We start from the raw sequence: 19,944 nt of genomic DNA, 5'->3' as shown, positions 1-19,944 counted from the left end.
CAAATATGAACAAAATGGCTAAGAAAGTAGTTATTTACTCCATGGTAGGTTTATTTCAGCTCGGGTTAGGTACTTCTGTAATCGAAGCAGCACCTGAAGTACCTTGGCAACAGCAGCAACAGGACAACAACGACAAGCATCAGCAGGGTAATGATAAACAGCATCAGCAGCATCCGGACAATGATAAGCCTTGGCAGGAGCCGGACGGCAGCAAGTAGTAAAATAGTAATTAATTAAGTAGAGGAGCGGTCATATATGAATAAGATGGCGAAGAAAGTAATTATTTTCTCGATGGTAGGTTTGCTGCAATTTGGTTTAGGGGTTTCCGTAATTGAAGCTGCGCACAGACAGTCTGAGCCGCCGCGGCAGGAACAAGGTGATGACAGGCAGCAGCAGGATCAGGAACGGGAGCGCAGAATCCAAAAAGAAAATGAACGGCATGAGCGTGAAATGCGTCGTCGTGACCATGAAAGCGAGCGGGAATGGCACGAACGCCAGGAGCGGGAAAGAGAAAGACATGATAAGGCCTTAGCGACGATTGCCGGGCTTATTTTGGGAATAATAGCAAGTGGGAATAACAACTAACTTCGTTATGTTAAAAAAGCCATTTTTCTGCCTGATTGGCAGGGAAATGGGTTTTTTATATATCTCATCCGAATTTTGTGGTAGAATTTAATGCATATGTTGTTATTGCTGTAGTTGAGGTGGATGTCATGAAATCGAATTTTTTTTACAGCTTAGACCGCAATTATGTCTTATTTCTTTTGTCTACTGCCTTTGTGGGGCTTGCGCAAAGCGTCGATGGTGCAGCGCTGACCAATTATCTAAAAGAGGGTCTAGGCATGATGATTTTGGAGCGTTCCGCATTGGAGTTTCCGCGGGAGATGCCAGGATTATTGATGGTTGGCGTTATTGGTATGCTTTCCTTTCTCGGGGATGTCAAAACCATGTTGGTGGGCAATTTATTTTCAGCTGTAGGGATGTTCGCCATGGGGATTATTCCGGCTGAATACAGTTATATTGTACTTAGTATTTTTGTTTATAATCTAGGGACACATGTTTATCTGCCTTTATCCAACAGCATTGGTATGAGTTTTGCCAGTGCCGGCGATTTGGGGAAAAAATTAGGACAGATGAATGCGGTTAATACCTTGGCGTTGGTTTGCGGCAGCGCTGTCCTATGGGTGTTGTTTAAATATATTCATATTAGTTATATGACAGCGTTTACTATTGGCGCTATTGCTTTTTTGCTGGCAGCGGTTCCACTTTTTTTTATGAAACCAGTTCACTCCGTGAGAAAGGCGGGCCGGTTTATTTTCAGAAAAGAATATCGGCTATATTATTGGCTCTGTGTACTCTACGGCGCCCGCAAGCAGATATTTATTACTTTTGGTCCCTGGGTGCTGGTAGATGTCTTTCGTCAGCCTGTTACCACCATGACGATGCTGTTTTTTATTGTATCAATTGCCGGTGTTTTTACCAAACCGTGGATTGGGCGGATGATTGATCATCTGGGAGAAAAGTTTGTGCTTAGCAGTGAAGCCCTTGGCTGTTTTCTTGTTTGTTTAGGCTATGCGTTTGCTGATGATGTATTTGGCTCACAGTTGGCGATCCTTGTTATTTGCCTCTGTTATATTTTGGACCAGATAATGACTGCCGTGAGTATGGCCAGAGCTACTTATATGAAAAAAATTGCCTTGCAGCCGGAAGATGTTTCTCCAAGTTTGTCTTTGGGGATAAGCATTGATCACCTTGTAACCATGTTCCTGCCGATTTTCGCTGGGCTGGTTTGGTATAACAGCGGGCCAAACGGTTACAAATATGTATTCATAGGTGGGGCGGTTATTGCGCTCTTAAATCTTATTTCGACTCGATTTATTCAAATAGACACTCCGGAAACAGCTGTGACCAAGAGCTTGCAGTAGTATAAATGGAGCGCTGCATATAAGGTTGTTTATTGCAAATTAAACCAAAACAGTATACTATTAGTTAATAAATAGCTGAAAAATTAACGCAAAGGAGCGGAAGATTATGCCAATAAAAATCCCTAATAATTTACCTGCTGTAAACATTCTTGAAAAAGAAAATATTTTCGTAATGGATGAAAAACGCGCCTATTCGCAAGATATACGTCCGCTTCGAATATTATTGTTAAATCTGATGCCTACCAAAATAGTCACAGAGACGCAATTGCTTCGGCTGCTTGGAAATTCTCCGTTGCAGGTAGAATTTGATTTCCTGTATACAGCCACCTATGAACCTAAGCATACGTCACATGAGCATTTGGTTAAATTTTATGAGACCTTTGCCGAAGTGAAAAATCGTAAATATGACGGTATGATTATTACCGGAGCACCAGTAGAACAAATTCCCTTTGAAGAAGTTGTCTATTGGAATGAGTTGTGCGAAATTATGGATTGGAGCAGGAGAAATGTGTATTCGACGTTCCATATCTGTTGGGGAGCACAAGCAGCCTTATATCACCACTATGGTATTCCCAAATATGATTTGCCGCAAAAGATGTTTGGCGTATTTCCTCATACGGTAAATATTAAGGAAAAAATGCTATTTCGAGGGTTTGATGACGTGTTTTACGTTCCGCATTCCCGGCATACTGAAGTGAGACGGGAAGATATTGAGAAGGTGCCGCAATTATCGATACTATCCGAATCAGAAGAATCCGGTATTTATGCCGTTATAGATAAAAAATATCGACACTTATTTATCACCGGTCACTCTGAATATGATCCCTTAACGCTTAAAGCAGAATATGATCGCGATATTGCTCAAGGATTGCCAATTAATGTTCCCGCTAATTATTATCCTAACGATGATCCGCTGCAGCAGCCGCTGGTGCGCTGGCGGAGTGCGGCCAATTTACTATTTGCCAATTGGCTTAACTACTATGTTTACCAGGGAACACCCTTTGATCTTGACAAATTGACTAATTCTGAGGATTTATGCGGGCTTTATGGTGATGGAATTTAAGGGAAGCATTCAATGGTGGTAAGCAGCTGGGAGATGAATACGCAATGTATATATCGCAGCGAAAAGTTCATGACTTTAGCCAAGTTGTATTACGTTTACACCAATGCAGCAATCTTGAGAGTTTTATTACAGAAGCTATGTCCCTTATCCGTAGAGTTGTCCCTTATGAAAATGGTGCTTTTTTTTCCGCTGAGCCGCCTTTGCAATTATTTGATTGTTCCTATCACCAAGAGGAAGCGAAAAAGTTGTTTAAGTATTATCGTGAGTGCTATCAAGATCATGAAATATACCGGAAGAGGGTATTCTCACGGCAGTCCCTTCCTGTGGCTGGCCAAGCCAAAGAGTTGCTTGACTTTGACGACAGAGAGGAGAATGAGCTGCGTGTAGGCTTTCTTATTGCCAATACAATGCATTATCTGACAGGTGTTCGACTAATGCATTGTGGAAATGTATTGGCTGACATCACTATTCATCGTACACAAAAGCACCGGGATTTCGATGATGGTGAGAGGAAGCTACTCAAGATGTTAGGTGAACAAATGCAATATATTTTTGCAAAGCTTAGAGATGAGAAGAATGCTATGCTTGTTGATAAAGAGCAACAAGCTGTAGTTAGTAGGCAAACAATGGTTCCATTTACTGTGCGCGAGGCGGAAATCCTCCTCCTCCTTGCCCAAGGGTTGTCGAATAAAGAAATTGGCGGACGCCTGTTTATTAGTTCGGAGACCGTAAAAACTCATCTGAAAAAATTGTTTGCTAAAACGAGTGCAAGGTCCAGAACAGAATTACTATCGCATAGTATGAAAATACTTTCGGATAGACAGTGAAGTAATGGAAAAATAAGGGTTAGTTGTGCAAATCCCCCATTTGGGGGATTTTTTCTTTTTTTTGAAGCGCTATAATAAAATATATAATATAACTGAATATTTAGAAATATAATGATGTAAAAGGAGTGTGAAGCTATAATCGGTTAAATGGTATGTGACTGCCAATACGGATCAGTTTGTAGGCTTGTTGTTTTTTGTACTAAAAGCGCCTGCGTGGTAGTAAACAACGGGAATAGATACGCCCCAATAATTATTAGTGGAGTCTTAGACGCTAAGTCAGCTTTAAATTAATACAGTCTGACAAGGAGGGTTAGTTATGGATAACGTAAACCAATCCTTTACTAGTGTTCGAAAAGAAGTCAGCTATATGGATGTGGAAGGCAAGCGTGTGCAACCGGAAAAGGCCGTAAAGGTACTAGTCAAAGAGTATGATGAGCATGATAAACTTATCCAGACTAAGATGACGATCGATTTTGCCAAAATAAATGTGCCAGGGAGATGGTTTTTTAACGTGGCAAAGGGACAGTTCTTTTGAACGGGAGTTATCAGGCTAAACACCGTTTACCTCAAGGGGTAAGCGGTGTTTTATTTTTTTTATGCTATATATGATCCTAAAGGTATTGGTAAATCTTCCCGGGAGAGAGGAGATGGACAACAGGAGGAGAATTAGTTAATTAATTGATTCCTATACACTGGCTGAGCAAGTAGTGCAAAGGTATGTGAATAAGTAAGAACTACTACAAAGGAAAGGAAGTTAATCATGGAAATAACGCCAGCAGAAATTGAGTCCAGAATTTGTAACCTCCAGCAGAAACTAAGTGAGCAAGCCACCGATGGAGCTATTATTTTACTGCAAAGTGATCTATTCTATTTTACTGGTACAGTGCAAAATTCCTATTTGTATATCCCGGCCAGCGGCCAGCCGGTTCTTATGGTGAAAAAAAGTCTAACACGTGGTCAGCAAGAGTCGCCATTGAAAAATATTGTTGCCATTAAGAACCCGAAGCAAATCCCGGAAATTCTGGCGGCATATGGGTATAGCAGTTTTAGCAAAATAGGACTGGAATTAGATGTATTACCGTTCAACTTATATAAGTCTTATCAAACTGTTTTTCCTACTACCGAGCTTATTGATATTTCACCTGCCATCAAAGCCATTCGTGCGGTAAAATCAGCGTATGAAATCGAGCTAATGCGCGGTGCCTTAGCGGTTATTGATCAAGCATTTTTAGCTGTACCTTCTTTTTTGCAAGCGGGAATGTCAGAGCTGGAATTAGCGGCCTTATTTGAGGCTGAAATGCGAAAACGCGGCTATGCGGGCCCTTGCAAGATGAGAGCCTTCAATCAGGATTTTTTCTTAGGTAATGTATGTACCGGCGGCAGTGGTTTTTATCCCAACTATTTCGATGGGCCGGTGGGTGGACAGGGTGCCAGTGCTGCTCAGCCGCAAGGGGCCGGTTGGAAAAAGATAAACCGTAATGAAGTTATTTATATTGACTATACTTCCGTCGTTAAAGGTTATACTGGTGACCAAACCCGGATATTCTGTATTGGTGAGCTTCCCCAAAAACTGGTAAAGGCCTATGAAGCTGCCTTACTTATTGAGGCAGAAATAGTAAAAAGCTGTAAACCTGGTACTTTGGCTGAGGAACCGTATCTGCTGGCAGTCAAATTGGCGGCAGAACTGGGGTATCAGGATAATTTTATGGGCTATAAGCCAGACCAGGTGAAGTTTGTTGGTCATGGTATCGGTCTGGAATTAGATGAATGGCCGATATTGGCGAAAGGAATGAAGACGCCAATAGTACCAGGCATGACTTTTGCACTTGAACCCAAATTTGTTTTTCCTGAAGGGGCTATTGGTATAGAAAATAGCTTTGTTATGACCGAAACCGGGCCGCAATATTTGAGCATAACTCCTCAGGCTATTACGTATGTATAATAGTATTAGGGTATCATAGACTGATAAGAAAAGATGACATAATTTGTTAATGGTTGCAGGATTTAGCGATTTGAATAGAGAAAATAGCCATATTTTACTTAGTTTGAGTAAATTATGGCTATTTTTATTTTCAGAATAGAAACCGAGAGTATATTTTTGGATAACAAAGCTAATGCAGGAGGGCTTCATGGTTAAAATTGATACCAGAACCATCTACATGCGTAAGTCGATCAATGAGGCTCTGAATAAAATATGGGAATATCCGCTGACTGTGGTGGAAGCGCCGATGGGCTATGGCAAAACGACCACGGTAAAGGAGCATTTAAAGAAAAATCAGGCCGAGGTATTGTGGCAAACGTTGTTGGATGAGTCAATAACTGTTTTTTGGAATGGGTTTTGCCGCCTTTTTAGAAGGCTTAATCCTGATGCAGCAGCGAGTCTTGCAGGAGTAGGAGTCCCAAGCAACAGCGTTTTTTTGGAAGAGGCTGTTGGTATTGTGGAGGGGATACAGTTTCCAGCAAGAACGACGCTTGTTGTGGATGATTACCATTTGCTGTCTTCTACCGATGTCGACCGATTTTTTGAATTGCTGGTCAGGGCCGAGATTCCTAATCTACATATCGTGATCATATCTCGCAGTGTTTTTGGTGAGAATGCAGAAGAGCTTGCCCTCAAAGGGTACTGCTGGGTTATTGACAAGAGCTATTTTGTGTTTTCGCGGGATGACATCATTGAGTATTGCAGGTTGCGCGGAGTTATTCTCAATACAGAGGAAGTGAATTTTTTAGTTTCTTATACCGAAGGCTGGATCAGCGCGGTATATCTTTGTTTACTAGGTTATCTGCAGGATGGGCGAATTGAGCATCAGGTCAGCCTGTATGAGTTGATTGAAAAGGTCGTCTATCGGCGCATTTCAGCAGAAGCCCGTGAACTTCTGCTAACTATCTGCATTTTTGATAACTTTACCTTAGAGCAGGCCGAATACATGTGGCACCAGGAAAATGTCGAGACTCTGCTGCGACAATTAGCGGCAAACAATGCTTTCATCCGGTATGACCAAGCCGCAGGAACCTATTATATGCATAATATTTTCACAAGTTATTTGCGGAAATTGTTTAACAGGCTGAGTTTAGAACAGAAGAAGGCTGTTTGGAATAGGGCGGGAAAATGGTATGTAAATGTCGGTGAATGTATTCATGCCTTGGATTATTTTTATAAAACTGCTGATTTCAACAATCTGTTAGCAGCTATTGAATTTGATAAAGGCAACAGCATATGGAGTGAGCATAAAGAAAAACTTATCCGGTATTTCGGCGATTGCCCGGTAAAGATAAAAAGAGAGCATGTGCAAGCTTGTCTGATTTATGCCATCAATCTGTTTTCGTTTAATGAAATGGAGTTGTTTGCCGAGCAGTGCGAAGAAATCGGCAGATACATTGAAGCTTTGCCAGAAGAAATGGAATATGAGAAAAATCAGTTGTCAGGAGAATTTGAACTGCTGTGCATCTTTACCAAATATAATCATATTACCGGGATGTATGAACATATCCAGCGGGCCAGCTGCCTGCTAAAGAGACCATCGGAGTTCATTGATAAAAATGGTTCATGGACCTTTGGTTCACCGTCAGTCTTGTACATGTTTTATCGTGAAAGCGGACAGCTCGAACAGGAAGTGCAGGAGATGAATGAGTCCATACCCTATTACTGCCGGTTAACAGACGGACATGGATTGGGTGCTGAATCTGTAATGCAGGCTGAGCGGTATTATTACACCGGTGATTTTGAAAATGCGGAAATCACGCTTTATAAGGCGCTGTACAGTGCCCGGTCACAAGGCCAAACAGCGATTGAGCTGTGCGCACTGTTTCTCCAATTGCGACTGGCGGTAGTCAAGGGAGAATTAGCCTATGTGATGAACAACCTGCGGCAAACGAGGGAGGAAATTAAACACCGAGGACTATATGAGTATCTTCACACCTGGGATATGTGTGAGGGCTTCGTTTTCACCTATCTCAATATGGCGAAAAAAGCCCCGGCATGGATAGTAAACGGTGATTTACAGGGCCAGTCAATCTTATTCCCCAGTTACGCCTTTTTCAATATTGTCTGGGGCAAGGCACTGCTAAACAGTGGTCAATATTTGAAGTTAATTGGCTTAGCCGAAACATTCGTCGATCATGCAAGCGTTTTTCCCAATCTGTTGGGATTGGTGTACACGTATATCTATGAAGCAGTTGCTAAGTCTAAATTGGGGCATCAGGAAAAGGCGCGGTTATCCCTCGAAAAAGCATTGGCTATTGCGTCTCCTGATCAGGTCGTAATGCCTTTTGTGGAAAATGGGGAGTACCTGGCAGCTATGCTTGCCGAGGTGGAAGCAGGTGGGCATTATCTGGAATTAATCAGCAGGATACGCGGGATATTTCCCTCAATTGAAAAGAATAGGAAAACGATGGCGGCAGAACTAAGCAGCGGTGGCAGCAAGTTGCCGCTTACCGAGAGGGAATGGACTATTGCGGAGCTTATTACAGCAGGAATGACAAATCGGGCGATCGGAACAAAATTGCACATAGCTGAGGTAACGGTAAAAAAAGCGCTGCAGAATATTTTTGCCAAGCTGGGGATCAACAGTCGGACGGCTCTGGCCAGGATAATAATTGAGCACAGGACTGACTGAGGGAAAAGAGTATACTTTCGGATAGTATCGCTCGTGGCAAATTCATTTTATTATTAAAGTAGATTGCTTCTTCTTTAAAGTGAGGTGAATTTATGGGGAAAATCACGGGAGTGACTTACGGTAATGATTATCTGGTTGCAGTTCGCTTTGATAACAATCACTTGGTGACGATTGATATGAAAGAGAAACTGCATACTGCCCGATTTTCTGAGCTTAGAGATGAACAGGTGTTTCAAGCGGTGAAGACCGACGGGAAATCGATATATTGGCCTGGCGGAATAGCAATTGCAATTAGCGAGATTATAGAGATTGTTACAAAATGAGAGTAGGCGATGCTGCAAAGGGAGAGGGGTAGTTTAATGAAGAAAATCAAAGTATTTATTATTTTCACGGTTTTATGTCTGGCAGTAAATGTCCCTTATGCATATGGTTCCAATGTGCAGACGGTAGATAATTTGGATAATGACCGGTTTAGCCTTGCTAACGCCTTAACAGGGGTTCAATATATTAATGATTGGCTTACAAGCTTTCGTGAGTTAACCAAGCTTACCGCAGACAGGGTATCGCCAGAGGAAAAACAACAAGTGGGAAATTTAGGATGGGAAGTACAGAACCTGGCTTTCTATAACTGGGTAAAGTCTATAGAGGGAACCCTGTGCAAGCAGGAGTATGAGATCCGCAAGCTAGAATATGAATTGGCACTTGAACAAAATGCCTCCGGCAAGGTCAGTCAGACAGAGGTCGCCGAAAAAGAGAAAAGCTATCAAGAAGCCAGGAATAATTTACAAAGCTTCTTAAACAAGTTTCATATTGCCGATTAATTTAGCCTGAAGGAGCGTAGAAAATGACAAGAAAACAAATAGTTGTTTTAATGGGGATACTTTTCTTATTGGTAGTGAGCGTTACTAACACGGGTATGGCAATGGAGAATTCAGATAATCCCATTGATCAGGCATTTGACAAGGATTTTACTCAGGCGACAGCTACATCAGAGATGAATTACGTAGCGGAAAAGTATATGCAGGCCTGGAAAGCGGAAATGAACAATGCCGCTGCGGTCATTAAGCAGCAATATCAGTTTGAGGAGGATAAAGACCGTATTGACACTTATACAGCAGCTTATGAGCAGGTTGCCGCAGCGGCCGGTTCTGTGGCCTGGCTCAACTGGTCTGATACGAATGCGGAGCCTAAGCACAGAAGCTTTGGTACAGGCGCCGCAAGCGCAAGTTTATCAGCAAAAGCCAATATTTATAAGCAAGCAACAGTTAACTTGATCAACATGTATCAAGGCCAGACCGGGGATAATCTGAGCGAAAAGAACACATATATCTATGCATATTCGGGTAATGGTGCTGAATTGGCTAAAATCAGAAAACAACATCATAATTGAGCTGTACGGTTGGAAAGAGACAGAAGAACGTATTACGGAATTTTGGGGTGGGTTGATAGGTCATGAAAAAGTATACATGGACGATAAGTAAACTGGTAATGAGCTTATTTATCCTTGCGGCAGTCTCTATTGCTGCTTTGCCGCAGGCGGAGGCAGTCAAACTTACAGTCACCAATAACTATGACAAAGCCAAGTCTTTTTCCATTCTATATCATGAGGATAGTACAAACAAATGGCTATGCAGAGGCTGGTACAATGTGCCGGCCAATACGACTAAAGAGTATAATTTTTCCGGTTCAACAAGTCCTGCGTATGCGTATCTATATAGTACAGTATGGACAGGCGACGGTGAGGAGGATGCTGTTCGCCGCACGGTAATTAATAATAAGTTTCGCTATTATGATGGCGAGTCCTGTCCTGCGGGTTCTAATCGCCATACGGTCAATTTTTCTAAGTTCGCTATGTGTGTTAACGGCGCTCACTTAATCTGGGGAGAGCCGAACCAAGCTGCCAGGCAAACGGCAACCCCAGGCAGCAACAGTCAAATCGCAGGCATCAGCGCGAATGAGTTGCTAGGGATTGAATTGCTGAATAATGACCGGGAACAACACGGGCTGCCGCGGCTGATTGCTGATCCAAATTTGACCAAGGTGGCACGGGAGCATGCTGCCGATATGGTAGTGCGGCATTATTTTAATCATACTAATCTACAGGGACAGTCGCCTTTTGATCGTCTCAAAGCGAATGGAATTACATACCGGTCAGCCGGTGAAAATATTGCCTACAATTATTCTGTTGAGAAATTGGAAGAGGCTTGGATGAATAGCCCGGGACACCGTGCCAATATTCTTAATACCGGCTACACCCATGTCGGCTTAGGTCTATATCCCGGAGAAAATGGTTCTCTGTATGGGGTGCAAGTATTTGCTGGTTATTAAAGTTAAGCTTAAGGCAAGGAGCAGTTTTGCGTGGATTTAAGTTTGCTTACAAGGGACCAAGCAAATGGAAAAAGAAAAAATTTATATATAGGCTTGCTATCTTCGGACACCGAAGGGTAGCAAGCCTATATTTTATTATTATCAATTTGATAAATAGTAGGCGTGATGCAGAAAAAACAAAAACCGAAAAGCGCGCTTTTTTTATAGCGAACGGCGATACCGAGGTTTTACCAAGCTGTATTATCAAAATGATAAAGTTATCAATTTGATAAAATAAAAATCAGACAATTCCAGTGAATACTAGCCAGATTTTTTTTAGTATGAAGAGAAGAAAAATAGTTGAAGTCAAATTTCGCTGGATTTATGCCAAAGGTAAGGAGCTCTGAACCAATTGCACAATAATTTTTAAAAAATAACCAAACTTGGCATGGTTTTTGCTTAAAATAATTAACGACGGAAACCATAAAAACCAGAAGTGAGGTACTAGCAATGGACCAGAAAATTAAATGGGTTAAAAATCAAATGATGGAAAACCAAGAAAAGGCTGCGATTGATTTTCTGAGTTGTCAGGAAATTGGCAAGGTGAGGCAATTCCATAAAAGCTTCCCGGAATACAGCACAACTCCACTGTGTCAGCTGAATGAACTGGCTGGTTACTTGGGCGTAGCTGGTGTGTATGTAAAAGATGAATCTTATCGGTTTGGCTTAAAGGCCTTCAAGGTACTGGGCGGTTCTTTTGCAATGGCCAAGTACTTAGCGCAGCGCCTGGGTAAAGATATCAGTGAGCTGGACTATGCACAGCTGACATCGCCGGAAATTCGCCAACAACTGGGGAAAATTACTTTTACTACAGCTACTGATGGTAATCATGGCCGGGGAGTTGCCTGGACAGCCAACCGCTTAAAGCAAAAATCTGTGGTATATATGCCCAAGGGTTCTTCGCTTACCCGGCTGGAAAATATCCGGGCTGAAGGCGCCGAGGCTTCGATAACAGATCTGAATTATGATGATGCGGTACGCCTGGCAACAGAAAATGCTAAAAAGTATGGCTGGGTGGTTGTTCAGGATACCGCCTGGGAGGGCTATGAAGAGATTCCTGCCTGGATTATGCAGGGTTATGGCACCATGGCCTTGGAAGCTTTGGAACAAATGCAGGCCACAGGCGTGGAAAAACCAACCCATGTGTTTGTTCAGGCCGGGGTAGGGTCGTTAGCCGGTGCGGTGCAGGGGTTTTTTGCTTCAGCCTGTAAAGGTGATCGTCCAATAACGGTGATTGTAGAATCCGATCAGGCCGATTGTTTATATAAAGCGGCCTTGGCTAATGACGGTAAGCCAAGAATTGTTAGCGGGGATTTAACCACCATCATGGCCGGTTTAGCCTGTGGTGAGCCTAATACAATTGCCTGGAATGTGCTTAGGGATTACAGCGATATGTTTGCTTCCTGTCCTGACTGGGTGGCAGCAAAGGGAATGCGGCTGCTAGGTAATCCGTTAGGCAAAGATGCCAGAGTGATTTCCGGTGAATCGGGAGCTGTTACTGCCGGGCTGGTGGCAGAGCTTATGACTAACCCGGATATGGCGGCAGCCAAAGCTAAACTAGGGTTAAATGAAAATTCAAGAGTCCTCCTGTTCAGCACCGAAGGCGATACCGACCCGGTGAAATATCGCAGTATTACCTGGAATGGAGAATATCCTGTTCCAGCTAGATAAGACCTCCCTCTCCTTCCAAATGACAGGGAGGATAAAATATAAGCAAACAAGTGAAAGGGGCCTAATATTTTGAAAATAAAATTTGAACAAATAGTGGAACTTGCCAAAAAATATGAACCCGAAATCAGTAAATTTTTACGCGACATGATTGCTATTCCCAGCGAAAGCTGCCAGGAAGAAAAAGTTGTTTTGCGGATAAAAGAAGAAATGGAAAAAGTAGGCTTTGATAAAGTGAAAATTGACCCGATGGGCAATATCCTCGGCTACATCGGTCATGGTAAGCATCTTATCGCTATGGATGCTCATATCGATACAGTAGGGATTGGCAACCCGGAAAACTGGAAATATGATCCTTATAAAGGATATGAAGATGAGGAAATCATCATTGGCCGGGGTGCCAGCGACCAGGAAGGCGGTATGGCTTCCATGGTATATGCCGGAAAAATTATAAAAGAACTTGGCTTAGAAGACGACTATACCCTGGTGGTGGTTGGTTCAGTGCAGGAAGAAGACTGTGACGGCCTTTGCTGGCAGTATATTATCCAGGAAGATAAGCTGCGTCCTGAATTTGTGATAAGCACCGAGCCAACAGATGGCAAAATCTACCGGGGACAACGCGGCCGGATGGAAATTCAGGTGAAAACAACCGGGGTAAGCTGCCATGGTTCAGCACCGGAACGAGGTGATAATGCTATTTATAAAATGGGTCCTATTTTAAGCGATTTAAAAGCACTACATGAAAATTTAATCGATGATGGCTTCCTGGGAAAAGGCAGCCTGACAGTTTCGGAAATCTTTCACACCTCGCCTTCGCGCTGCGCTGTAGCCGATAGCTGTTGGATTTCTATTGACAGGCGGTTAACAGCCGGTGAAACCGGCGAATATGCTTTGCAGCAGATTAAAAATCTGCCTTCCGTAAAAGCCGCTAATGCTAAAGTAAGCATGTACACCTATGAGAGACCGGCTTATACTGGTTTAGTCTATCCGACGGAGTGCTACTTCCCGACCTGGCTTATCCAAAATGAGCATCCTGTATGCCATACCTTAGTGGATAGCTATAAAGGTTTATTCAAAAGAGATCCCGAGGTCGACAAGTGGACCTTCTCCACTAACGGTGTTTCCATTATGGGGCGCTTTGGTATTCCTTGTATCGGTTTTGGTCCTGGGCACGAAGATCAAGCCCATGCGCCTAACGAACGCACCTGGAAAAAGGAGCTGGTAGACTGTGCGGCCATGTATGCGGCCATTCCGCTGCTGTATGTTAACGAATATGCAGACAAAATGACTGAGCGCACGGAAAACGTAGTATAGTACTTGGTCATCTGGATAAAAAATGAAAATATTGGGGGAAATGACAATGCAAACTATCTTTAGAGGAAGACATTTTATTAATCTGGAAGATTTCACCAAAGAAGAAGTAGATACCATGTTGGAGGTTTCGTTAGATTTAAAGAAAAAATTTGCCATGGGAACGCCAACTCCCTATTTATTACATCAATCCATGTTTCTTATGTTCTTTGAACAATCTACCCGTACCAGAAATTCGATGGAAGCCGGTTTTGCCCAATTAGGCGGCCATGCTGGATTCCTGGATTCCAGCAGTATGCAAATCGCTCATGGCGAAAGTGCCAAAGACACAGCTATCATCCTGTCCCGCTTCGGCCATGCCATTGCCTGCCGGTATTGCAACTGGGGTTATGGCAACAAATACCTTACCGAAATGGCTAAATGGTCTACCAAACCCATCATGAACCTGCAATGCGATTTGTATCATCCGTTCCAGGCCTTGGCTGATCTTATGACCATGAAAGAAAAAATCGGCGACTTAAAACGGGTAAAAGTATCTATCATCTGGGCTTATGCCGAAAGCCACAAAAAACCGATATCTGTACCTGTATCGCAAGTTCTGCTTTTCCCTCGCTATGGTATGGACGTCGTGCTGGCGCATCCCAAAGGCTGGGAACTGCCTGATTGGGTGATTGCCCAGGCTAAAGCCAATGCAGAAAAATACGGCGGTAGTGTTACTGTTACCGATAACGAAGCTGAGGCCTACGAAGGCGCGCATATCGTTATTCCGAAAAACTGGGGCAACTGGGTAACTGACCAAACCGGTGTGGCTGCTTCCGGTGCGGTAGCGGTAGTGGATGACAAACTAAAGGCCCAAAAATCCTGGAAGTGTACGGAAGCTAAAATGGCTACAGCCGACAAAAACATGCTGTATATGCATGCATTGCCGGCTGACCGTAACAACGAAGTCGAAGATTCTGTTATTGATGGACCGCATTCTGTCGTATATGATGAAGCTGAAAATCGTTTGCATACAGCCAAAGCTGTTATGACATTATTAATGGGTGGCAGATAAGCATGGCCAAGTTAGCTGTTATCGCCATTGGGGGCAACTCCTTAATTCGAGATAACATGCGCCAGACGGTGGAAGACCAATATGATGCTGTCTGTGAGACCGCTAAGCACATTGTTGGCATGATCGAACAAGGTTATGATGTCATTATTACGCATGGCAATGGACCACAGGTAGGCTTTATTCTGAGAAGATCTGAAATTGCCTGTGAAACAGCAGGTATGCATAGTGTGCCCCTGGTAGCTTGTGGTGCCGATACCCAAGGTGCTATCGGCTATCAGATTCAGCAGGCTATGGATAATGAGTTTAAGAAAAGAGGCCTGGACAAATCAGCCATTACCCTGGTTACGCAGGTAGTGGTGGACGCCAGTGACCCGGCCTTTACAAGACCGACAAAACCTATTGGCTCTTTCTTCTCCCAGGAACAGGCGGAAAAAATTCAAAAGAATAATCCCGACTGGGTGATGGTCAACGACTCCGGGCGGGGTTACCGCCGGGTAGTGGCTTCACCGCAACCACAGGAGATTGTGGAGAAAGATGTTATTAGTAAATTAGTACGGGAAGGCTACTGCATGATTGCTGTGGGTGGCGGTGGTATTCCGGTTATCCGGCAGGGGGATGGCAGTTTTAAAGGTGTGGACGCTGTTATTGACAAAGACTTTGCTTCCAGCCTGCTGGCCGCGCAAGTTCAAGCCGATGAATTGATCATTTCCACAGGTGTGCCCAAAGTTTATTTGAATTACGGTAACCCTGACGAGCAAGCTTTAGATAAGGTGACGCTTGCTGAGCTAAAAGAATATGTAAAACAAAATCACTTTGCGCCTGGCAGCATGCTGCCTAAGATTCAGGCAGTGATCAGCTTCCTGGAAAATGGCGGAAGCAAGGCGATTATCACTAATCCTGAGTCTCTGGAAGAGGCGGTAGCCGGAAAAACCGGAACGCACGTATATCGGTAGCAGACGGCAGAGATGCTCCCGGTAGGGAGTATCTCTGCCGTTTTTACAAGACCCTGTTCAGTATCCGGTGAGACATTGAGCATATTTTGATGAATGGTAGCGAGTGGTGGAAAAAGGTCAATATCATAAAATGCTGGCAGGATAAGTACTTCGCAAATAAGAGTAACAAAAATATTGCGAATATTTAAAAGAGGTGCAAAATATGGAAAAGGAAGTAGCTCCAGTTGATGAAATGCTGCCCAAAGGCCAGTTATTTACCTATGGACTACAGCATGTTATGGCTATGTATGCCGGTGCGGTGGCAGTACCGCTTATTATTGCAAATGCATTAGGTCTGCCGCGTGAGCAAGTGATATACCTCATTCAATGCGATTTACTAGTGGGTGGGGTTGCCACCCTGATTCAGGCACTGGGCTTTATGAATATGGGGGTAAAAGCTCCGATTATGCAGGGCGTATCATTTGCTGCTGTTGCGCCGATGATTTTGGTGGGTAAAACGTATGGGCTACCTGGTATTTTTGGCTCTACTATCGCCGCCGGGATGATTGGTTATCTTTTGAGTCCTGTTTTCAGTAAACTCATCCGTTTTTTTCCCAAAGTAGTAACAGGGACGATCATTACGTTAATTGGTGTGTCGCTTCTGCCTGTAGCTGTGCGCTGGGCAGGAGGTGGGAACCCGGCTGCAGCGAGTTTTGCTGATTTGCAGAGTATTGGTGTAGCCTTTACTGTACTAACCATTATTATTGTCCTATACCGTATGCTCAAAGGTTTTTGGAGTAATATTGCCGTACTGATTGGGCTGGTGATAGGTACATTGATTGCCATTCCACTTGGCATGACTAATTTCTCACAAGTAGCTACAGCTGCCTGGTTTTCCGTTGTTACTCCGTTGACCTTTGGTATGCCGATATTTGACGGTTCTTCTATTTTTGCTATGACACTGGCGTTTCTGGTTATCATGACCGAAACCACAGGTGATATTATCGCCATAGGCGAGATTGTCGGTAAACCGGTGAGTCGCGATGATTTGGCCAAAGGGCTTAAGGCCGATTCATTTTCTACTTTGCTTGGTGGTATCATGAACACCTTCCCCCACTCGGCTTTTGCTCAAAACATCGGTCTATTGACCTTGTCTGGCATCAAAAGTCGTTATGTGGTAGTCGCTGCCGGTATCATTTTGGCCTCTCTTGGCTTATTCCCCAAAGCGGCCGCTGTAGTTGCAGCCATTCCTAATCCGGTGCTAGGTGGGGCAGGTATCGCTATGTTTGGTATGGTAGCCACCAGCGGTATCCGTGCTTTGACAACAGTAGAGTTTGAGGGCAATCAAAATGCAATGATTGTAGCCATTAGTCTTGGGGTTGGTCTTATTCCGCTGGCTGTGCCCGGATTTTACCATAATTTGCCCCAATTCGCCCAATTAATTCTTCATAGCGGTATTACCGCCGGCAGCATTGTTGCTCTTGTTCTCAATTATTTTTTCAATGAGTATGGTAAAAAAGCAGCTAGTGATATTTGCGAAAATGCTGATTGTAACCAGGCATAGCAGCCGCAAACCTTTCCTAAATCAGGAGGGATGAGTGTGTATAATTTCGTACTGAATGGCCAGCAGGTCGATGTTGGTCACAATATAAATTTGTTAGAGTATTTAAGAGACTATGCCCGTCTCACTTCTGTAAAAAACGGCTGCGCCGAAGGGGCCTGCGGTGCTTGTATGGTACTGCTGGAAGGCAAGGCTACGCGGGCCTGTGTGTTGACAACCGCCAAAATCAGCGGCAAAATAGTGCTGACTGTTGAAGGCTTGTCTAAACAGGAAAAAGACATCTATAGCTGGGCGTTTGCCACAGCAGGTGCTGTGCAGTGCGGTTTCTGCATTCCCGGCATGGTTATCAGTGCGAAAGCTTTACTTGACAAAACCCATGATCCTACTTGTGACGAAGTGAAAAGAGCGCTGCACGGCAATATCTGCCGTTGTACCGGTTATGTCAAAATTGAACAAGCTGTGTTGAAGGCGGCTAAAGCTCTGCGTGAGGGCTTCACGCCGTCAGGTGATAGTAATTATAAAGTAGGCGATAGAATGCCACGGGTCGATGCTAAAGATAAAACCTTAGGTACGGCCGAATATGTTGATGATATGATTGTGGACGGTATGCTGTACGCCGCTATCCTCCGCGCACCCAGCGCCCGCGCCTTCATTAAAAAAATTGATACGGCAGCTGCTCAGGCACTGCCTGGTGTCGAAGCCGTAATTACTGCGAAGGATATTCCCGGACGCCGTAACCAGGGTCATATTATTCCTGACTGGCCGGCCTTTATCGCTGAAGGGGAAGAAACCCGCTATATCGGCGATGCACTAGCCGCTGTTGCTGCCACAAGCAAAAAAATAGCCCAAGAGGCTGTGAAATTAATACAGGTAGATTATGAAGAATTAACGCCGCTGCTTGTGCCCCGCCAAGCGCTGGCGGACGATGCTCCCCAGCTTCACCCTACAGGCAATCTATTAGCCAGAACAGTACTTAAACGTGGTAATGTCGAGGAAGCCATTGCTAAGGCCAACTATGTTGTAACCCAGCGTTATATCACTCCGGCTACTGAACATGCTTTTCTCGAACCGGAAAGTGCTCTGGCAGTCCCCAATAATGACGGCACTTTAACGGTGTACACTGCCAGTCAAAATGTATATGATGATCACCATGGCATTGTCTCGCTTCTGGGTGTAGAAGAAAATGAAGTACGCATTATCAGTAAAATGGTGGGTGGTGGCTTTGGCGGCAAGGAAGATTTATCGGTACAGCATCATGCCGCCTTGCTCGCCTGGCACACTAAAAAACCAGTCAAAAATACGCTGAGCCGCCAGGAAAGTATTAATGTTCATCCTAAGCGTCATGCCATGGAAATGGAATTTACGACCGCCTGTGATGAAAATGGGATTATTACAGCCATGAAAGCTGAACTTATTGCCGATACCGGAGCCTATGCCTCGCTCGGCGGGCCGGTACTGCAACGGGCCTGTACCCACGCCGCCGGACCCTACCAAATCCCCAATGTGGATATAGTTGGTTTAGGCGTCTATACCAATAATCTGCCAGGTGGGGCTTTCCGGGGTTTCGGTGTAACGCAGTCCTGCTTTCCCATGGAGAATAATATCAACATACTGGCAGAAAAAGTGGGAATTTCCCAATGGGAGATACGCTGGCGTAATGCCATCGAACCAGGCAAGGTACTGCCCAACGGCCAAATTGCCGACCAAGGTACGGCTCTTAAAGAAACGCTGCTAGCTGTTAAGGCAGCGTTTGAATCCAATCCCTACGCCGGTTTGGCCTGCGCTATGAAAAACGCCGGCATTGGTGTCGGCCTGCCTGACATTGGCCGGGTCAAGCTAAAAATCGAAAACGGCACAGTCGTTATTCTTACCGGTGCTGCCTGCATAGGACAGGGATTAGTCACTGTAATGACCCAGATTTTATGTGAAACAACAGGAATTGAATCCTCTCAAATCATGGCTGTTGAGCCTGACACCTACCTTACTCCTGATTCCGGCACCACCACAGCCTCCCGGCAGACAGTATTCACCGGCGAGGCCACCCGTCAGGCAGCGCTTAAGCTCCAGGAGGCGCTGGCAACAGCCTCGCTGACTGACCTGGAAGGCTGCGAATTTTACGGAGAATACTCTGGTGTAACTGATCCTATGGGCTGTGACAAACCAAATCCGGTCAGCCATGTTGCTTATGGTTACGCCAGTCAGGTAGTTATTCTTAATCACGCCGGCAAGCTAGTCAAAGTAGTCGCCGCCCATGATGTCGGCAAAGCCATTAATCCGCTGGGGGTCGAGGGTCAAATTGAAGGCGGCGTGGTTATGGGCTTAGGCTATGCTTTGACCGAAGATTTCCCACTCAAAGCTGGCATACCACAGGTCAAATTCGGAACGCTAGGCTTGCTTCGGGCCAGTAGTATTCCTGAAATAGAAACTATAATCGTGGAAAAAAACCAAACCGAATTGGCGTATGGTGCCAAAGGCGTAGGCGAAATTACTTCTGTCGCCATAGCCCCGGCCGTTGCCGGTGCTTATCTTCGGCTGGACGGCAAAGTACGCCCAGAGCTGCCGCTTGCGTATACACCATATAGCCGCAAAAAATAATTTTAAAATAATTTAATCTTGGAGG

The 19,944-nt window shown here is 44.4% G+C and carries 18 protein-coding genes; all 18 read left to right on the top strand.

Going from position 1 to position 19,944, the window contains the following annotated elements:
* The first annotated feature begins 5 nt into the window (after nucleotides 1-5).
* A complete protein-coding gene (locus SALPA_RS04075) occupies nucleotides 6-218 on the top strand; it encodes a hypothetical protein (RefSeq protein WP_145089965.1) in 213 nt (70 codons plus the stop codon).
* Between the two features lie 37 nt (nucleotides 219-255).
* Entirely contained in the window at nucleotides 256-585 is a 330-nt protein-coding gene (locus tag SALPA_RS04070; RefSeq protein WP_145089962.1) for a hypothetical protein, read from the top strand.
* Nucleotides 586-662: 77 nt separating this feature from the next.
* Nucleotides 663-1,925, top strand: a complete 1,263-nt coding sequence (locus SALPA_RS04065; RefSeq protein ID WP_222427868.1) for an MFS transporter — start codon at nucleotides 663-665, stop codon at nucleotides 1,923-1,925.
* A gap of 106 nt (nucleotides 1,926-2,031) precedes the next feature.
* Nucleotides 2,032-2,988 (top strand): homoserine O-succinyltransferase, encoded by a 957-nt coding sequence (metA, locus tag SALPA_RS04060; RefSeq protein ID WP_145089956.1) that lies wholly within the window; start codon nucleotides 2,032-2,034, stop codon nucleotides 2,986-2,988.
* Between the two features lie 44 nt (nucleotides 2,989-3,032).
* Entirely contained in the window at nucleotides 3,033-3,815 is a 783-nt protein-coding gene (locus SALPA_RS32405) for a LuxR C-terminal-related transcriptional regulator (protein WP_145089953.1), read from the top strand.
* Nucleotides 3,816-4,131: 316 nt separating this feature from the next.
* The gene (locus tag SALPA_RS04050; protein WP_145089950.1) at nucleotides 4,132-4,350 is read left to right on the top strand and encodes a hypothetical protein; all 219 of its coding nucleotides are present in this window, start codon (nucleotides 4,132-4,134) and stop codon (nucleotides 4,348-4,350) included.
* A gap of 225 nt (nucleotides 4,351-4,575) precedes the next feature.
* A complete protein-coding gene (locus SALPA_RS04045) occupies nucleotides 4,576-5,757 on the top strand; it encodes a Xaa-Pro peptidase family protein (protein WP_145089947.1) in 1,182 nt (393 codons plus the stop codon).
* A 187-nt stretch (nucleotides 5,758-5,944) separates the two neighbouring features.
* Entirely contained in the window at nucleotides 5,945-8,431 is a 2,487-nt protein-coding gene (locus tag SALPA_RS04040; protein WP_186450895.1) for a LuxR C-terminal-related transcriptional regulator, read from the top strand.
* 92 nt (nucleotides 8,432-8,523) lie between these two features.
* Nucleotides 8,524-8,754 (top strand): DUF2442 domain-containing protein, encoded by a 231-nt coding sequence (locus SALPA_RS04035; RefSeq protein ID WP_145089941.1) that lies wholly within the window; start codon nucleotides 8,524-8,526, stop codon nucleotides 8,752-8,754.
* Nucleotides 8,755-8,790: 36 nt separating this feature from the next.
* On the top strand, nucleotides 8,791-9,252 hold the full coding sequence (locus SALPA_RS04030; RefSeq protein ID WP_145089938.1) for a hypothetical protein: 462 nt from the start codon (nucleotides 8,791-8,793) through the stop codon (nucleotides 9,250-9,252).
* Between the two features lie 23 nt (nucleotides 9,253-9,275).
* The gene (locus SALPA_RS04025; RefSeq protein WP_145089936.1) at nucleotides 9,276-9,821 is read left to right on the top strand and encodes a lysozyme inhibitor LprI family protein; all 546 of its coding nucleotides are present in this window, start codon (nucleotides 9,276-9,278) and stop codon (nucleotides 9,819-9,821) included.
* A 62-nt stretch (nucleotides 9,822-9,883) separates the two neighbouring features.
* A complete protein-coding gene (locus SALPA_RS04020; RefSeq protein WP_145089933.1) occupies nucleotides 9,884-10,759 on the top strand; it encodes a CAP domain-containing protein in 876 nt (291 codons plus the stop codon).
* A gap of 489 nt (nucleotides 10,760-11,248) precedes the next feature.
* Complete coding sequence (gene dpaL, locus SALPA_RS04015) at nucleotides 11,249-12,469, top strand: diaminopropionate ammonia-lyase (protein WP_145089929.1); 1,221 nt, start codon at nucleotides 11,249-11,251, stop codon at nucleotides 12,467-12,469.
* A 69-nt stretch (nucleotides 12,470-12,538) separates the two neighbouring features.
* A complete protein-coding gene (locus SALPA_RS04010) occupies nucleotides 12,539-13,780 on the top strand; it encodes a YgeY family selenium metabolism-linked hydrolase (RefSeq protein ID WP_222427867.1) in 1,242 nt (413 codons plus the stop codon).
* A gap of 46 nt (nucleotides 13,781-13,826) precedes the next feature.
* On the top strand, nucleotides 13,827-14,831 hold the full coding sequence (locus SALPA_RS04005; protein WP_145089923.1) for an ornithine carbamoyltransferase: 1,005 nt from the start codon (nucleotides 13,827-13,829) through the stop codon (nucleotides 14,829-14,831).
* Nucleotides 14,832-14,833: 2 nt separating this feature from the next.
* A complete protein-coding gene (gene arcC, locus SALPA_RS04000; protein ID WP_145089919.1) occupies nucleotides 14,834-15,784 on the top strand; it encodes a carbamate kinase in 951 nt (316 codons plus the stop codon).
* Nucleotides 15,785-15,986: 202 nt separating this feature from the next.
* A complete protein-coding gene (locus SALPA_RS03995) occupies nucleotides 15,987-17,327 on the top strand; it encodes a nucleobase:cation symporter-2 family protein (RefSeq protein WP_145089916.1) in 1,341 nt (446 codons plus the stop codon).
* Between the two features lie 36 nt (nucleotides 17,328-17,363).
* Nucleotides 17,364-19,919, top strand: coding sequence for a selenium-dependent xanthine dehydrogenase (gene xdh / locus SALPA_RS03990; RefSeq protein ID WP_145089913.1), 2,556 nt, complete (start codon nucleotides 17,364-17,366; stop codon nucleotides 19,917-19,919).
* The last annotated feature ends 25 nt before the right edge of the window (nucleotides 19,920-19,944 follow it).

The sequence above is a fragment of the Sporomusa sp. KB1 genome (assembly GCF_007830295.1).
Classification (GTDB): Bacteria; Bacillota; Negativicutes; order Sporomusales; family Sporomusaceae; genus Sporomusa.
The sequence above is the reverse complement of the archived record's forward strand: the minus strand, read 5'-3'. Positions and strand labels throughout refer to the sequence as shown.

Excerpts from the sequence above, each read along its gene's own strand:
- SALPA_RS03995 (WP_145089916.1), top strand. The coding sequence starts at position 15,987 with ATGGAAAAGGAAGTAGCTCCAGTTGATGAAATGCTGCCCAAAGGCCAG.
- SALPA_RS04075 (WP_145089965.1), top strand. The coding sequence starts at position 6 with ATGAACAAAATGGCTAAGAAAGTAGTTATTTACTCCATGGTAGGTTTA.
- SALPA_RS04035 (WP_145089941.1), top strand. The coding sequence starts at position 8,524 with ATGGGGAAAATCACGGGAGTGACTTACGGTAATGATTATCTGGTTGCA.
- SALPA_RS32405 (WP_145089953.1), top strand. The coding sequence starts at position 3,033 with ATGTATATATCGCAGCGAAAAGTTCATGACTTTAGCCAAGTTGTATTA.
- SALPA_RS04030 (WP_145089938.1), top strand. The coding sequence starts at position 8,791 with ATGAAGAAAATCAAAGTATTTATTATTTTCACGGTTTTATGTCTGGCA.
- metA (WP_145089956.1), top strand. The coding sequence starts at position 2,032 with ATGCCAATAAAAATCCCTAATAATTTACCTGCTGTAAACATTCTTGAA.
- arcC (WP_145089919.1), top strand. The coding sequence starts at position 14,834 with ATGGCCAAGTTAGCTGTTATCGCCATTGGGGGCAACTCCTTAATTCGA.
- SALPA_RS04040 (WP_186450895.1), top strand. The coding sequence starts at position 5,945 with ATGGTTAAAATTGATACCAGAACCATCTACATGCGTAAGTCGATCAAT.
- SALPA_RS04020 (WP_145089933.1), top strand. The coding sequence starts at position 9,884 with ATGAAAAAGTATACATGGACGATAAGTAAACTGGTAATGAGCTTATTT.
- SALPA_RS04005 (WP_145089923.1), top strand. The coding sequence starts at position 13,827 with ATGCAAACTATCTTTAGAGGAAGACATTTTATTAATCTGGAAGATTTC.
- SALPA_RS04070 (WP_145089962.1), top strand. The coding sequence starts at position 256 with ATGAATAAGATGGCGAAGAAAGTAATTATTTTCTCGATGGTAGGTTTG.
- SALPA_RS04045 (WP_145089947.1), top strand. The coding sequence starts at position 4,576 with ATGGAAATAACGCCAGCAGAAATTGAGTCCAGAATTTGTAACCTCCAG.
- dpaL (WP_145089929.1), top strand. The coding sequence starts at position 11,249 with ATGGACCAGAAAATTAAATGGGTTAAAAATCAAATGATGGAAAACCAA.
- SALPA_RS04050 (WP_145089950.1), top strand. The coding sequence starts at position 4,132 with ATGGATAACGTAAACCAATCCTTTACTAGTGTTCGAAAAGAAGTCAGC.
- SALPA_RS04025 (WP_145089936.1), top strand. The coding sequence starts at position 9,276 with ATGACAAGAAAACAAATAGTTGTTTTAATGGGGATACTTTTCTTATTG.